The 13,426-nt window shown below is 68.2% G+C and carries 12 protein-coding genes; 10 read left to right on the forward strand and 2 right to left on the reverse strand.

The features are described 5' to 3' along the window. Positions 1 to 31 precede the first annotated feature (31 nt). Complete coding sequence (locus M3330_RS13390; RefSeq protein WP_064852571.1) at positions 32 to 868, reverse strand: alpha/beta hydrolase; 837 nt, start codon at positions 866 to 868, stop codon at positions 32 to 34. Between the two features lie 128 nt (positions 869 to 996). Here M3330_RS13390 and M3330_RS13395 point away from each other — a divergent pair, with 128 nt between their 5' ends. Together M3330_RS13395 and M3330_RS13400 are read left to right on the forward strand one after the other, a co-directional pair. Further along, on the forward strand, positions 997 to 1,743 hold the full coding sequence (locus M3330_RS13395) for a hypothetical protein (RefSeq protein ID WP_064852570.1): 747 nt from the start codon (positions 997 to 999) through the stop codon (positions 1,741 to 1,743). Positions 1,744 to 1,948: 205 nt separating this feature from the next. Then, positions 1,949 to 3,628 carry an ABC-F family ATP-binding cassette domain-containing protein gene (locus M3330_RS13400; RefSeq protein ID WP_219129594.1) on the forward strand — a complete coding sequence of 560 codons (1,680 nt, stop codon included), beginning with the start codon at positions 1,949 to 1,951 and terminating at the stop codon, positions 3,626 to 3,628. 528 nt (positions 3,629 to 4,156) lie between these two features. Here M3330_RS13400 and M3330_RS13405 read toward each other — a convergent pair. Next, positions 4,157 to 5,053: a LysR family transcriptional regulator gene (locus M3330_RS13405; protein WP_006553175.1), complete on the reverse strand. Its 897-nt coding sequence runs from the start codon at positions 5,051 to 5,053 to the stop codon at positions 4,157 to 4,159. 153 nt (positions 5,054 to 5,206) lie between these two features. On the opposite strand from M3330_RS13405, the gene M3330_RS13410 reads away from it, so the two are divergent. From M3330_RS13410 to M3330_RS13445, 8 genes are all read left to right on the forward strand, one after another. Beyond that, complete coding sequence (locus tag M3330_RS13410; protein WP_006553176.1) at positions 5,207 to 6,580, forward strand: NAD(P)/FAD-dependent oxidoreductase; 1,374 nt, start codon at positions 5,207 to 5,209, stop codon at positions 6,578 to 6,580. A gap of 235 nt (positions 6,581 to 6,815) precedes the next feature. Continuing rightward, positions 6,816 to 7,244 carry a holo-ACP synthase gene (gene acpS, locus M3330_RS13415; RefSeq protein WP_033097557.1) on the forward strand — a complete coding sequence of 143 codons (429 nt, stop codon included), beginning with the start codon at positions 6,816 to 6,818 and terminating at the stop codon, positions 7,242 to 7,244. Then, positions 7,241 to 7,483, forward strand: a complete 243-nt coding sequence (locus tag M3330_RS13420) for an acyl carrier protein (RefSeq protein WP_024102340.1) — start codon at positions 7,241 to 7,243, stop codon at positions 7,481 to 7,483. The genes acpS and M3330_RS13420 overlap by 4 nt, the downstream gene beginning before the upstream one ends. Next, on the forward strand, positions 7,480 to 8,667 hold the full coding sequence (locus M3330_RS13425; protein WP_248690812.1) for an acyl-CoA dehydrogenase family protein: 1,188 nt from the start codon (positions 7,480 to 7,482) through the stop codon (positions 8,665 to 8,667). Before M3330_RS13420 ends, M3330_RS13425 begins: the two co-directional genes overlap by 4 nt. Continuing rightward, entirely contained in the window at positions 8,664 to 9,620 is a 957-nt protein-coding gene (locus M3330_RS13430; RefSeq protein ID WP_064256452.1) for an amino acid--[acyl-carrier-protein] ligase, read from the forward strand. Before M3330_RS13425 ends, M3330_RS13430 begins: the two co-directional genes overlap by 4 nt. Further along, entirely contained in the window at positions 9,617 to 10,576 is a 960-nt protein-coding gene (locus M3330_RS13435) for a DUF1839 family protein (protein WP_255024922.1), read from the forward strand. Before M3330_RS13430 ends, M3330_RS13435 begins: the two co-directional genes overlap by 4 nt. A 177-nt stretch (positions 10,577 to 10,753) precedes the next feature. Beyond that, on the forward strand, positions 10,754 to 13,078 hold the full coding sequence (locus M3330_RS13440) for a glycoside hydrolase family 2 protein (RefSeq protein ID WP_255024923.1): 2,325 nt from the start codon (positions 10,754 to 10,756) through the stop codon (positions 13,076 to 13,078). 165 nt (positions 13,079 to 13,243) lie between these two features. Then, a complete protein-coding gene (locus M3330_RS13445; RefSeq protein ID WP_169823814.1) occupies positions 13,244 to 13,408 on the forward strand; it encodes a hypothetical protein in 165 nt (54 codons plus the stop codon). Positions 13,409 to 13,426 lie beyond the last annotated feature (18 nt).

The raw sequence follows: 13,426 nt of genomic DNA on the forward strand, positions 1-13,426 counted from the left end.
CGACACGCCCTCTCCTTCCGATTGTCGAGCCTCAGTTGTCGAGTCGTGTCTTCAACCAGGCCGTCAGGTCGTCGAGCACGCGGTCCTTCTCCGGCTCGTTGAACACCTCGTGGTACAGCCCGTCGTACAACTTCAGCGTCAAGTCCTTCGAACCCGCACGGTCGGCGATGAGCTGCGACCCGGCCGGATCGGCGAGCGCATCGGCGGTTCCGTGCATGACGAGCAACGGCAGCCTCAGGTTCGGGAGGCGCCGCTCGAGGCTCTGCTCGTTGAGCACCAGCACCCGCGCGAGTCCGGCGGGCACGAGACCGTGGTGCACGAGCGGATCGGCGTCGTACGCCGCGACCACCGCGGGATCGCGCGAGACCGCTTTGCTGTCGAACTGCTGCACCGGCACACCCGGCAGGAAACGCCCGATCAGCTTGCCGATCTCCACGACCGGCTTCGGTGTGCCCGACGTGACGATCACCGCCGGCCCCGACAACACGAGCGCGTCGAGCCGGTCCTGATGGTCGAGCGCGTAGGCCAGAGCGATCGCACCGCCCATCGAGTGACCGAGCATGAAGACCGGCAGGCCGGGATGCGCATGGGTCGCCAGATCGATCAGGCTGTCCAGGTCGTCGGTGAACTCGCGCATCTCCCGGGCGCCCACACGCTTGCCGCCCGACCGTCCGTGACCGCGGTGGTCGGGGGCGTACACGACGAGGCCGAGATCGGTGAGCCGCGCGACGACGTGGTCGTAGCGACGTGCGTGCTCACCCAGCCCGTGGCTGAGGATCAGCACGCCGGTAGGGGCCTCCGGCAACCACACGTCGTACACGATCGGGATCGCGCCGACGCCGGTGAACGACGATTCGGTGTGCTCCATGAGCGCCTCCTGCGGCCTCGTCGACAGATGTTCCTCGCATCTTCGCACGAGTACCGGCTCGGAGGCTTGTGTCCGGCCGGAGACAGAGGCACGCTCGAAAGAAGGGGGTGCGACCAAGGAGACCTGTGATGGAAACCGAGATCACCGAGATCGCTCCGGATGTCTACCGCGTGTCCACATTTCTCGACGCGGCGAACCTGACGATGAACCAGTTCCTCGTGGACGGTGACGAGCCTCTGCTGTTCCATACCGGATATCGGGCGTTGTTCCCGTCGGTGTCGGAGGCGATAGCACGGTTGATACCGCTGGATCGGTTGCGGTGGATCACCTTCGGGCACGTCGAGGCCGACGAGTGCGGATCGATGAACTCCTGGCTCGAAGTGGCGCCGGCGGCGGAGGTCGCCCACGGTGCGATGGGTTGTTTCGTCCAGGTCGCCGATCTTGCGGATCGTCCACCGCATCCCCTGCAGGACGGGGACGTCCTGGCCACCGGGCGCCGTCGGGTGCGGCACATCGACACCCCGCACGTTCCACACGGATGGGATGCAGGTCTGATGTTCGAGGAAACGACATCCACCCTGTTGTGCGGTGATCTGTTCACGGCGTTCGGTAGATATCCGGCACGGACGACGAGCGAGATCGTCGGCCCCGCTCTGCAGGCGGAGGACCTGGGTCGCGCGACGTGCCTGACCCCCGAACTCGGACCCACCATCCGCGCACTCGCGGACCTGCACCCGAGCACTCTCGCACCCATGCACGCCCCGGCCTACGAGGGTGATTGCGCCGCGACCCTCGAGGAACTTGCTGCGGCATACGAGGAACGGTTCGCCGCCGAGGCGGACGTGCGCCGTGGCCGAGGACCGAAATCCGATTGACGGTGCTCGGGCGCTCGGTACCCTGGAGATCATGATCCAGGCGCTCTACTTCCACTGACGACACCCCCTCCGCGGCTCGGGACGTCCTCCGAGGTCGCGGTTCGAGCCGTACCCGAATACGGCCGAGTGTCCGGCCGTTCGTCAGCGAGCGCATCCTCCCACCCGTGATCCGGGGACGAGTGCGCCTCCGCACGGAGGAAACCACATGACCATCAGCATCACCATGCCCCGGCGCTCTCGCGCCCAACTCGGCGCCGTCGACGTCCACCTCGCCCGCGACGGCCATCCCGTCCTGCGCGGCGTCGACCTCGCGGTCACGCCGGGCTCCCGGCTGGGCGTCGTCGGGGAGAACGGGCGCGGCAAGTCCACGCTGCTGCACGTCCTCGCCGGCCGCCTCGAACCGGACTCGGGGACGGTGCGTCGGTTCGGCTCGTTCGGTATCGCCGAGCAGGAGATGACCGTCGCCGAGGGGCGCACCGTCGGCGATCTCGTCGACATCGAGCTGGCGCACGTCCGCGCCGCGCTGCGGGCGCTCGACGAGAGCACCGCAGCACTCGCCGACGAACGTCCGGGCGCCGCCGACGCGTACGCCGACGCCCTCGAGATCGCCGAGCAACTCGACGCGTGGGACGCCGACCGTCGCGTCGACACCGCCCTCGAAGCGCTCGGCGCCGTCACCGACCGCTCGCGACCGCTGGCGGAGATGTCGGTCGGGCAGCGCTACCGCGTGCGCCTGGCCGCACTGCTCGGCGCCGAACACGATTTCCTGTTGCTCGACGAGCCGACCAACCATCTCGACGCATCGGGGCTCGACTATCTCACCGAACGCCTGCAGCAGACCCGCAGCGGCGTGGTCCTCGTCAGCCACGACCGCGCCCTGCTGACCGACGTCGCCACGTCGATCCTCGACCTGAACCCGAGCCGCGACGGTCGTCCACGCCTGTACGGCGGGGGATACGCCGGCTTCCGGACGGGACGCGAGGCCGAATATGCCCGTTGGGTGAGCGAATACGCCCGTGAGCAGGCCGAGCGGGCCCGGCTGGAATCGGACCTCGAGTCCGCGCAGGATCGGCTCGTCACCGGCTGGCGGCCGGAGAAGGGCACCGGCAAGCACCAGCGTGCCACCCGCGCGCCGGCGCTCGTGCAGTCGGTGCACCGCCGTCAGGAAGCGCTGGACGACCATGCCGTGGCGGTACCGGTACCGCCGCTGCAGTTCTCCATGCCTGCGCTCGGCGCGGAGGCCGACGGGATCGACCCGGACACACCCTTGGTGCGCGTCGAGGACGTCATGGTGCGCGGCCGACTCGACCGTCCGGTCGATCTGGCCGTCCTCGCCGGTTCGCGGCTCGTCATCACCGGACCCAACGGCGCCGGCAAGTCGACGCTGCTCGCGGTCCTGGCCGGCGAGGTCGAACCGACGGCGGGAACCCGCGAGAGTGATCCCGTCGTACGGATCGGCCGGCTCGCCCAGGAGTCGCCGGCACCGTCGGTGGCGCGGGTACAGCAGGTCTACGACGCGCACGTCGGCGAACTGATCGTCGCCGGCCTCGTCCCCGACCAGGGAGCCGTCGATCTCGACGAACTCGGACTGTTCACCGAACGTGACCTCGGCAAGCGGGTCCGAGACCTGTCGATGGGCCAGCAACGACGCCTCGACCTGGCGATGGTTCTCGCCGCGCGACCGCACGTGCTGCTGCTCGACGAGCCCACCAACCACCTGTCGATCACGTTGGTCGACGAACTGACCGACGCCCTGGGGGCGACCGACGCCGCGGTCGCCGTGGCCACCCACGACCGGCAGATGCGACGCGACATCGCCCACTGGCCGCATCTGGCGCTGGGGCTCGCCCCGAAGGAATGCACCCGGAAGGGGCCGAAGCCATGAGAGTCCGGGTGCCGCGGAGTTGTTCGCCGCAGGGGCCACCGGATCGACGCGCGAAGTGGTCATCGGAGCGCGGAATTACGCGCTCTGATGACCACTTCGCGCTCCGATTCCCGGGCGTCGGTCAGCTCCGCGACTCCGTGGAGACGGCAGGCGCCGGCTCGGACGAGGCGTCCGCCGAGCGCGCCGGGCGCAGCGCGAACAGTGCCACCGCGGCGAGCACGACTACGCCGGCCACTCCGAAGTAGAGCTGTTCGGGCGTCCTCCCGCATCGAGGAGCACACCGGCCGCGGTCGGTGCGAGGATGGCGCCTGCTCGGCCGATGCCGATGGCAGAACCGACGCCGGATGGAGCACGAGGGTCTCGTCGAGGGCGAACAGGTGCGCTGGGGTCCCAACAGCACCAAGACCCGGTACTCGATCACCGGGGAGGGCATCCGGGCCTTCCGCGAATGGATGTCCACCCCGCTGGACTACGCCCCGGTGCGCGACGCCGCCCACACCGTTTCGCGCTCCGACGTGTGCGATCGGATCACGGCGTGCTGTCCGTCGGCGGCACGATCGAATGGGCGAGCGCCCGCATGAGGAACTCGAGTTCGGGATTGGGCGTCGCGTTGCTCCGCACCACCCCGCACACCGGAACCTGCAGCCGGTGGTGGATCTCGCGCATGAACTTCAGCCCCTTGCGGGGTGTGTCGGCCGCGGTGCCGGCGTAGAGCACGGTCCACGCCCTCGGGTTGGTGAGCACCTCGAGAGTCGCGGTGTGGTCGCTCGCGATCGGAGGTCCGAGGCGCACGCGACGACCGACCTCGACGAAGGCGTCCTCGACCACGCGGTGCAACAGCACCTGGCTGCCGCGCGGCGGCAGCAGCAGCGGGTAGTGGGCGAGGTCGCCGAGATCGACGGTGGAGAACGCCGACAGCGGGTGCTCGCTCGACGTGACGATGACGAGCTCTTCGATGCCGAGACGGATCGCCTCGAGCCCCGGGCGGTCGACGTCGCCGCGGATGAGCGCGAGATCGGCATCCCCGGACGCGACGGCGTTGACGCGGTCGGTGAAGTCCTTGATGACGAACTCCACGTCGATCTTGGGGTGACGTTCGCGGACGCTGGAGATGGCGTCGAGGCTCTGCGCCGCGAAGCTCATGTTCGCCGTGATGCGGATACTCTCCCGCGGTTCGTGGCCCACTTCCAGGGCCTTCGCCTCGAGGCTGAGCACCTCGGCGGCGATCGGCATCAGGCGTCGGCCGGCCGAGGTGAGCTTGACCGAACGGGTGGTGCGGTCGAACAGGGTGGTGCCCAGTTCGTGCTCGAGCTTCGCGATCTGATGGCTGATCGCCGACTGCGAGATGAAGCAGCGCTGGGCAGCACGGGAGAAGCTGCCCTCCTCGCCGACGGCGAAGAAGTAGCGCAACTGACGGAAATCCATGGCTCCTCCCGGGAACGTGCCATCCGCATTTATGAGCGAAACAGATAACAGTTTTTCGAATATCCCAGGTTAGTGGATAGCGAGGCTACTTCGTACCTACCTTGGTAGTCATACATCAACGGAGATGACAAGTACGTGGAGGTTTACGACAGCATGGACGATGCGGACACAGCGACCCTGGTCGATCGGACGGACGTCGTCATCGTGGGTTCCGGCTTCGGAGCATTGGCCACCGCCAAGAAGCTCGCCAAGGCCGGCACGCCCTTCGTTCTGATCTCGGAGACCACCGAGCATCTTTTCCAGCCTTTGCTCTACCAGGTCGCCACCGGCGTCCTTTCACCCGGCGAGATCGCCCCGTCCGTGCGCGCGATCCTGGCCGAATACCCCAACGCCGACGTCCGCCTGGGCCGCGTCGTCGATGTGCTCCCCGAGGAGAACACGGTTGTCTACGAGGCCGGCGGTCAGCGCCTGCGTCTCGGCTACAAGTACCTCGTCGCCGCGACCGGCGCCCGCCAGGCGTACTTCGGACGCGACGAGTTCGCCGACCTGACGTACGCGCTGAAGACCGTCGAGGACGCCGAGAAGCTGCGTCGCCAGATCGTGCGCTGCTTCGAGGAAGCACACGTCACCACCGATGCCGAGCGTCGGAAGAACCTGCTCAGCTTCATCGTCGTAGGCGCCGGCCCGACGGGCGTCGAGCTCGCGGGACAGATCAAGGAGCTCGCGCAGCGCTACTTCGCCGAGAACATCGGCAACATCCGCGCCGACGACGTCACCGTCACGCTCGTCGAGGGCGCAGACAAGGTTCTGCCCCCGTTCGGTGGCAAGCTCAGCGAGTACTCCAAGGAGTCGCTCGAGAAGAGCGGTGTCGACGTCGTCCTCGGCACGATGGTCACCGACATCGACGAGCACGGTGCCACGCTCACCACGCCCACGACCGAGGAGACCCGCCGCCTCACCGCGGAGACCATCATCTGGTCGGCAGGCATCCAGGCCAACGACTTCGCCGACGTACTCGCCGAGCGCACCGGCTGCGAGACGGTCCGCGGCGGACGCCTGCTCGTCGACCCCGACTTCACCGTCGGCCGCAGCGACAACATCTTCGCCATCGGCGACATGGTCACCCTCGACAACCTGCCGGCGCAGTCGCCGTTCGCCATGCAGGGTGGCCGCCACGTCGCGAAGATGATCACCGGCAAGGTCGCGATGGGCACCCCGTTCCAGTACAAGGACAAGGGAAGCATGGCGATCATCAACCGGTTCCGCGCCATCACTCGGGTCGGGAAGATCGAGCTCACCGGCTTCATCGCGTGGGTGCTGTGGCTCGCCGTCCACCTCGTCTACCTGGTTGGCTTCCGCAACCGCTACATCGCCGTCATGTCGTGGTGCGGTTCCTTCCTCGGACACCGCCGCCCCCACTTCTACTATGCGCAGGACGCCGTCCCGGTGCCCGCTGCGGAGAAGGAGGAGCCGGCAGCGAAGGACGAGCCGGAGAGCGACAAGGAACCCGTGCGGACGTCCGCATAACTTCAGATCCCCGAAAGGCTCCGACCACCCGGTCGGGGCCTTTCGTCATTGACGCGCCGAATCGGGATCGACGCCGCGTGTTGCGGTGGCGAGCCCCGGTTCACCACGTGAACCGACGCGCCCGGCGGGTGAAAGTCGGGGTGATTTCCGGGATGTCCTGCAAGCCAGAGACGTTCGGCTGGTGTACATCGGCCGACCTGCGGCTACCGTGTGCAGCGCATCCCGAGGAGTGACCATGAACGATGGCAGCGGCCCCCGCGTCGCGACGACACGTGTCGGCTGCGATGTCGTCACCGTCCGAGACATCGCGTCGAGCATCGACCGGTTCGGCGACCGCTACCTGCAGCGTGTGTTCACCCCGCACGAGCTGGACGTATGCACCGGACCGGGGCGCGCCCAACGCCTCGCGGCGCGCTTCGCCGCGAAAGAAGCCGTCATGAAGGTCCTGCGTCCGCGCGAGCACGCGGTTCCCTGGCAGGCCATCGAAATCCGCCGCGCGGACTGGGGCGGATGCGCTGTCGTACTGGCCGGTAACGCGGCCGCCCTGGCGCGAGATGAACAGGTGACCGACATACAGGTCTCGATCTCCCACGAGTCCGAATACGCCATCGCGACGGTCGTGGCGACCCGCGTCGACGAAGCAGAAACTGGAGAACACCCATGACGGAGCAGGTGATCCGCAAGGTCCTCGGTGAGCACGCGAAGCTGTCGGTCGACAGCACGGCGCTCGACCCCGCCGCCGACCTCTACGAGCTCGGCCTGACATCGCACGCCAGCGTGAACGTGATGCTCGCCCTCGAAGACGCCTTCGACGTGGAATTCCCCGACGAACTGCTGCGCAAGAGCACCTTCGCGAGCGTCGGCGCCATCAGGTCGGCGTTGACGGAACTGGGCGTCGCGTGACGTCGACGTCCGCGCCCCTCACCGTCGCGGAGAAGGCCGGGCTGTCGCTGCTCGCCCGTGCCGAACTCGTCGGACGCGAGAGCGCCGGCCCCGCGGCCGCCGCGGTGGATCGTGAGGGACGGTTCCCGCACGAGGCAGTCGACGCGCTGCGCACCCACAAGCTGCTGAACTGCGCCGTCCCCGTCGATCAGGGTGGGGAGGGAGCATCCCTCGGTGAGCTGTGCGCCGTCGCCCGAATCCTCGGCCGGTACTGCGCCTCCACCGCGATGATCTTCGCGATGCACCAGACGCAGATCCTGTCGCTGGTGCATCACTCCACTCCCGGTGTGGCCACCTTCGTCGCCGAAGCGGTGGCGAACGATTACCTGATCGCTTCGGCGACCACCGAACTCGGCACCGGTGGCGACGTGCGCAGCAGCGTCTGCGCCGTGGCCCGCGACGGCGACACCGTCACGCTGACGAAGAACGCGCCGGTCATCTCGTACGGCGAGTACGCCGACGCGATCCTGGTGACCGCGCGTCGCACCGCCGACAGCCCGCCCAGCGACCAGGTGCTCGTCGTGTGCCGACGCGACGACGTGACCCTCGAACCCACCGGCAGCTGGGACACCCTCGGGCTGCGCGGCACGTGCAGCCCCGGATTCGTCCTCACCGCCACGACGTCCGCCGATCTCGTGGTCGGCACGGCCTACGCCGAGATCTCCTCGCGCACCATGCTTCCCGTCTCACACAGTGTGTGGTCGGCGGTGTGGCTCGGAATCGCCGACGCGGCGCTGGAGAAGGCCCGCTCGTTCGTGCGTTCGGCGGCCCGCCGCAGCCCGGGGGTCACCCCGCCCGGTGCGCTGCGACTCGCCGAAGCGGCCGCCGTGCACCAGCAGTTCTCCGATCTCGTCGCCGCGTCCGCCGCCCGGTTCGACGCCGCCGCGTCGGCGCAGGAGGAATCGATGTCGGGCATGGGTTTCTCGCTCGCCATGAACAACCTCAAGGTCACTGCGTCCACGCTCGTCGTGGATCTGGTGAACCGCGCGATGCTCATCTGCGGGATCGCCGGATACCGCGAGGATTCGCAGTACTCACTCGGCCGCCACCTGCGCGACGCGCACGGTGCCGCCGTGATGGTCAACAACGACCGCATCATGAACAACTCGGCCCAATTGTCGATCGCCTACCGGGGGACGCTGTGACAAGTACAGCCATTGCCAGCACCGCAACCGACGAGCTGTCCGAGCTCGAGCGTGCCCGCCTCGACTTCCAGCAGCAGTTGCTCGAGGCCGAACTGCTCGTGGAGACCGGTGTTCCCGGCCTCTACGGTCGGTCGGGTGTCTTCGAGGACATCGTCGACGGCATCGACCGCGTGGTGGTCGCGGCAGGTCCGGGCCGGGCCGCGACGCGCCTGCGCTTCCCGCCGGTCTTCCCGCGGACGAGTTTCGAGCGCACCGACTACATCGCCTCATTCCCGCACCTGACCGGAGCGGTGAACACCTTTGCGGGCAGCAACGCCGAGCACGCCGAACTGCTCGCCGCGCGGTCGAAGGGCGAGGCGTGGGATCCGTGGCTCGAACCCGCCGACACCGTGCTCGTCTCCGCCGCATGCCATCCCGCCTACTCGCGGTACACCGGTACGCTGCGTGAGGGCGGTGAACTGCTCGACGTTCTCGGTTACTGCTTCCGGCACGAGCCGGCCGTCGACCCCGCTCGCATGCAGGCCTTCCGGATGCACGAGTTCGTGCGTATCGGTACCGAGAACGACGCTGCGCAGCACCGTGATTCCTGGGTGGAGCGAGGACTCGAGGTGCTCGACTCGCTGGGCCTCGACGCGACCGCTGTACCTGCCAACGACCCGTTCTTCGGGCGGGCCGGGCGCATGCTGGCCGTCAACCAGCGCATCGAGAACCTCAAGACCGAGCTGACGGTCCGGCTCTACGGCGACCTCGACGACGGCACCGCCGTGGTCTCGTGCAATTGCCACCGCGAGCACTTCGGCGAGACCTTCGAGATCCGCACTGCCGACGGCGAAGTCGCGCACAGCGCGTGCGTCGGATTCGGAATGGAGCGGATCGCCCTGGCGCTGTTACGGACCCACGGACTCGACGTCGACCGCTGGCCCGCACCGGTACGCGACAGGCTGTTCCCGTGAGCGATCGGCTCATCGACGTCCGCGTCGACGGGTACTCGCCGCACTTCGTGCACGCTGCCGACCGGATCTGGACCGAGACCAACTGCTACGTCGACCTGTGGGTAGAGGTGCTGCATTCGCTCGGCCACGATCCGGTCCCCGCTGCCGCGTGCGCGTTCTCGGCCCGGTTCGACGGCGCCCAATGGACCTTCCCCAAGTTCCGCCCCGAGGATCTGTTGGCGCTGTACGGGATCGACGTCGCGGAGATGAACGTCTGGCGCCGCCCCGTGGATCACCTCGAGGACAATGCCGCCGCCGGACTGCTGTCGACGATCGAGGTGGACGCCTTCTGGTTGCCCGACACCGAGGGAACCGGTTACCGGGAGAGTCGTTCGAAGACGACGATCGTGCCCAATCTCATCGATCGCGACAGCGGGACGCTCGAGTATTTCCACAACAGCGGCTATCACGTTCTCACCGGTGAGGACTTCCGCGGAGTCTTCGGCCTCGACGAGCCGGTACCCACCTGGCCTCCCTATCTCGAACAGGTGCGCCTCGACGCGGCACAACCGCAGTGCGACGCCTTCGACACCGTGGTGCTCCGGCACCTGCGCATGCGCGCCGGCTCGAATCCGGTGCGCGAGCTCGGCGAGCGGGTGCTCGCCGACATCGACCCGATTCGCACCGGAGGGATGGACGTCTTCCATCCGTGGACGTTCGGGGTGCTCCGTCAGTGCGGTGCCACCGCCGAACTTGCCGCGGACGTCAGCGTCTACATGGACGGTCGCGGATATCCCGGTGCGGCTGCCGCAGCCGACGGATTCCGCGCGGTCGCCGAGGGCGCGAAGAGCGTGCAGTTCCGGATGGCGCGTGCGGCACGCGGCCGCAATGTCGACCCCGGCGACCAGCTGATAGCGATGGCCGCTGCCTGGGAGGACGCCATGGCGACCGTCGTCCGCGCCGCCGGGGTGCGGTGACAGGATTCGACGCACATGGATCTCCTGCACGATGCGCGATGGTGTTGTCTCCGTGCCGCTCCCGGGGCAGTCGAGCACCCCGGTGACTTTCCGGCGGACGGTCCTTGGCTGCCGGTCCGTATACCCGGGACGGCGGCAGGCGCGATCCGGGAATCCGAGGGAGTCGCGGCGGCCAGGGTGTCGTCTCCCGACAGCGACGACTGGTGGTTCGTCACCGACGTCGAGGTGTCCGGCGACGGACCGTGGCGTCTGACCTTCGACGGGCTCGCGACACTCGCGGACGTGTGGGTCGACGGCACACTCGTCGCGACGTCGGAATCGATGTTCGTGCCGCTGACCGTCGTCCTCGGCTACCTGCCGTCGACGATGCGGATCGCGGTCCGGTGCGCCTCGCTCGACGCTGCTCTCCGCAAGCGTCGGCCACGCGGACGGTGGCGTTCGTCGCTCGTGTCGGCCCAAGGATTGCGGTGGTTCCGCACCACCATGCTCGGGCGAGCCCCGGTGTACGCGGGGGCTCCGGCGTCGGTCGGTCCGTGGCGTCCCGTGCGTCTCGTCGATTCCGGTGAGCCCGTTGTGCTGGAACGTGGGATACGGACAGCTCTGCGGGGATCCGACGGGATCGTCGACGCCGATCTCGTGCTGGCCGGCACCGCCGTCCCCGAGGTGACTGTGGAGATCGGAGGGGCGACGGCGCACGTCCGACCCGAATACGGGCCGGACGGGACAGCACGCGTGCACATGCAGGTGACGCTCCCCGAGGTGGAACGGTGGTGGCCGCACACCTACGGCGCCCCCCACCTGTACGCCGCACATCTGATTTTGGATGGGAAACGAATCACGCTGGGGAACATCGGATTCCGGTCGGTCGAGCGCTCACCGGGCGACGGGTTCGGCTTACGGATCAATGACGTCGACGTCTTCTGCCGCGGCCTGGTGTGGACACCGACCGATCCGATCTCGCTGAACGACCCGAGCGCAACCCGGCGCATCCTCGAACGCTGCGTGTCGGCGGGCGTGGACACGATCCGCATCCCCGGCACGATGGTCTACGAGGACGACGAGTTCTACTCGGCGTGTGCGGAACTGGGCATCATGGTGTGGCAGGACGTCATGCTCGCCACCACCGACCCGCCCGACGACCCGCACTTCCGCTCGCTGCTCGAGGACGAGATCCGTGCGCTGGCGCGCCGATGGGGCGGGAACCCGGCACCCGTGGTGATGTGTGGGGGCAGCGAGACCGAGCAGCAACCTGCCATGCTCGGACTGATGGAGGCATCCATCCCGGCGATCGACGACTGGTTGCCCGCAATCGTCGACCGTGAGCTACCGGGCACGGTGTGGGTGTCGTCGTCACCATCCGCGCCCCCGCGCAGCGACGTACTGCCGATCGCAGTGGGTTCGGGTGTGGCGCACTACTTCGGTGTCGGGGGTTACCGCCGTCCCCTCGGCGACGTGCGTGCCGCCGGCGTGCGCTTCGCCGCCGAATGCCTCGCGTTCTCGATTCCGCCTTCCGACATGGCGATCGAGGCCGAGTTCGGCAGTGTGAATGTCGCGGGTCACCATCCACGATGGAAGGCGGCTGTGCCGCGCGACAACGGGGCGTCGTGGGACTTCGAGGACGTGCGAGACCACTATGTGCGCACGATCTTCGGGGTCGACCCCGCCGAGGTGCGGTGGGTGGACCCCACGCGATATCTCGCGCTCGGACGGGCAGCGATCTGCGAAGCGTTCACCGAGGTACTGCAGTACTGGCGACGATCCGGATCAGGATGTCGCGGTGCCCTGATCCTGTCCGCCCGCGACCTGCAGCCGGGTGCCGGGTGGGGCGTGCTCGACGCCGACGGGAACCCGAAGGCGCCGTGGTGGGTCCTGGCACGGGTGTTCGCCCCCGTCACCGTGCTCCTCACCGACGACGGGCTCGACGGCCTGCGCGTGGACGCGATCAACGACACCGCCGAGATCCTCGACGTCACGCTGCAGTTGCAGGCCCATACGCCCTCCGGTGCGGTACCGGTGGACGTGTCGGTGCCGCTGCGTCTCGAACCGCACGAGACCCGGGTGTTCTCGTGGGCCGCGGTGACGGGCGGTTTCACCGATGTCAATTTTGCGTATCGATTCGGGCCGCGCACTTTCGACACGGCGACCGCCCGACTGGTCGACCACACCGGCGCAGTGTTGGCGGAGTCGGTGTATCTCGTGGGTGGTCCGGCACGTCCCGTCGAGCGCGGGATCGGTCTCGCGGCGACCGCTCGACCCGTCCCGGACGGGTGGAGTGTGGAGGTGCGGACCGAGGGTGCGGCACAGTACGTGCATCTCGACATCACCGGCGGTGACCTGCAGGATTCCTGGTTCCACCTGCCGCCCGGAGGTACTCGCACGATCGCCGTGCGGGCCTGCGTTCCGGCCGCGACGTTGAGCGGCTGGGTGGGGGCATCGAACTCGGCCACGAGTGTGCCGATCCGGGTGCTTCCGACCTCCGAGGGCAACGAGGTCGACGGGTAACCCCCTGGGGCTGCAGGCGGGGGCGGTGTGCGGCGCGCCGAAATCGACAGGTGCATATCGGGCATCGACGGGGTATATGTATTTCCCAAGGGGTCGCTCACCCGATTTGCACCTTCTGCACGGTGCCGGTGGCCACCTCTCCCCGCCTTCCGAGAGGAGATCGACATGGCGATCCGCTCCACGTCACAGATGGGTGCTTCGCGCACCGCTTCGTCCACTCGCCGTCCTGTCCGGGTCGAGCAGGACGGACCGTCCTTCACCGAGGTCATCCACTCGCAGCTGTTCTCGAACTACCAGGTGCCGCGCGGCGAGGTGCAGCACAGCGCCTGATCGGGACCACCTCAGGCG

The sequence above is a fragment of the Rhodococcus sp. GA1 genome (genome assembly GCF_024321955.1).
Classification (GTDB): Bacteria; Actinomycetota; Actinomycetes; order Mycobacteriales; family Mycobacteriaceae; genus Rhodococcus; species Rhodococcus pyridinivorans.

Excerpts from the sequence above, each read along its gene's own strand:
- M3330_RS13390 (WP_064852571.1), bottom strand. The coding sequence starts at position 868 with ATGGAGCACACCGAATCGTCGTTCACCGGCGTCGGCGCGATCCCGATC.
- M3330_RS13395 (WP_064852570.1), top strand. The coding sequence starts at position 997 with ATGGAAACCGAGATCACCGAGATCGCTCCGGATGTCTACCGCGTGTCC.
- acpS (WP_033097557.1), top strand. The coding sequence starts at position 6,816 with ATGAACGATGGCAGCGGCCCCCGCGTCGCGACGACACGTGTCGGCTGC.
- M3330_RS13400 (WP_219129594.1), top strand. The coding sequence starts at position 1,949 with ATGACCATCAGCATCACCATGCCCCGGCGCTCTCGCGCCCAACTCGGC.
- M3330_RS13445 (WP_169823814.1), top strand. The coding sequence starts at position 13,244 with ATGGCGATCCGCTCCACGTCACAGATGGGTGCTTCGCGCACCGCTTCG.
- M3330_RS13420 (WP_024102340.1), top strand. The coding sequence starts at position 7,241 with ATGACGGAGCAGGTGATCCGCAAGGTCCTCGGTGAGCACGCGAAGCTG.
- M3330_RS13410 (WP_006553176.1), top strand. The coding sequence starts at position 5,207 with ATGGACGATGCGGACACAGCGACCCTGGTCGATCGGACGGACGTCGTC.
- M3330_RS13405 (WP_006553175.1), bottom strand. The coding sequence starts at position 5,053 with ATGGATTTCCGTCAGTTGCGCTACTTCTTCGCCGTCGGCGAGGAGGGC.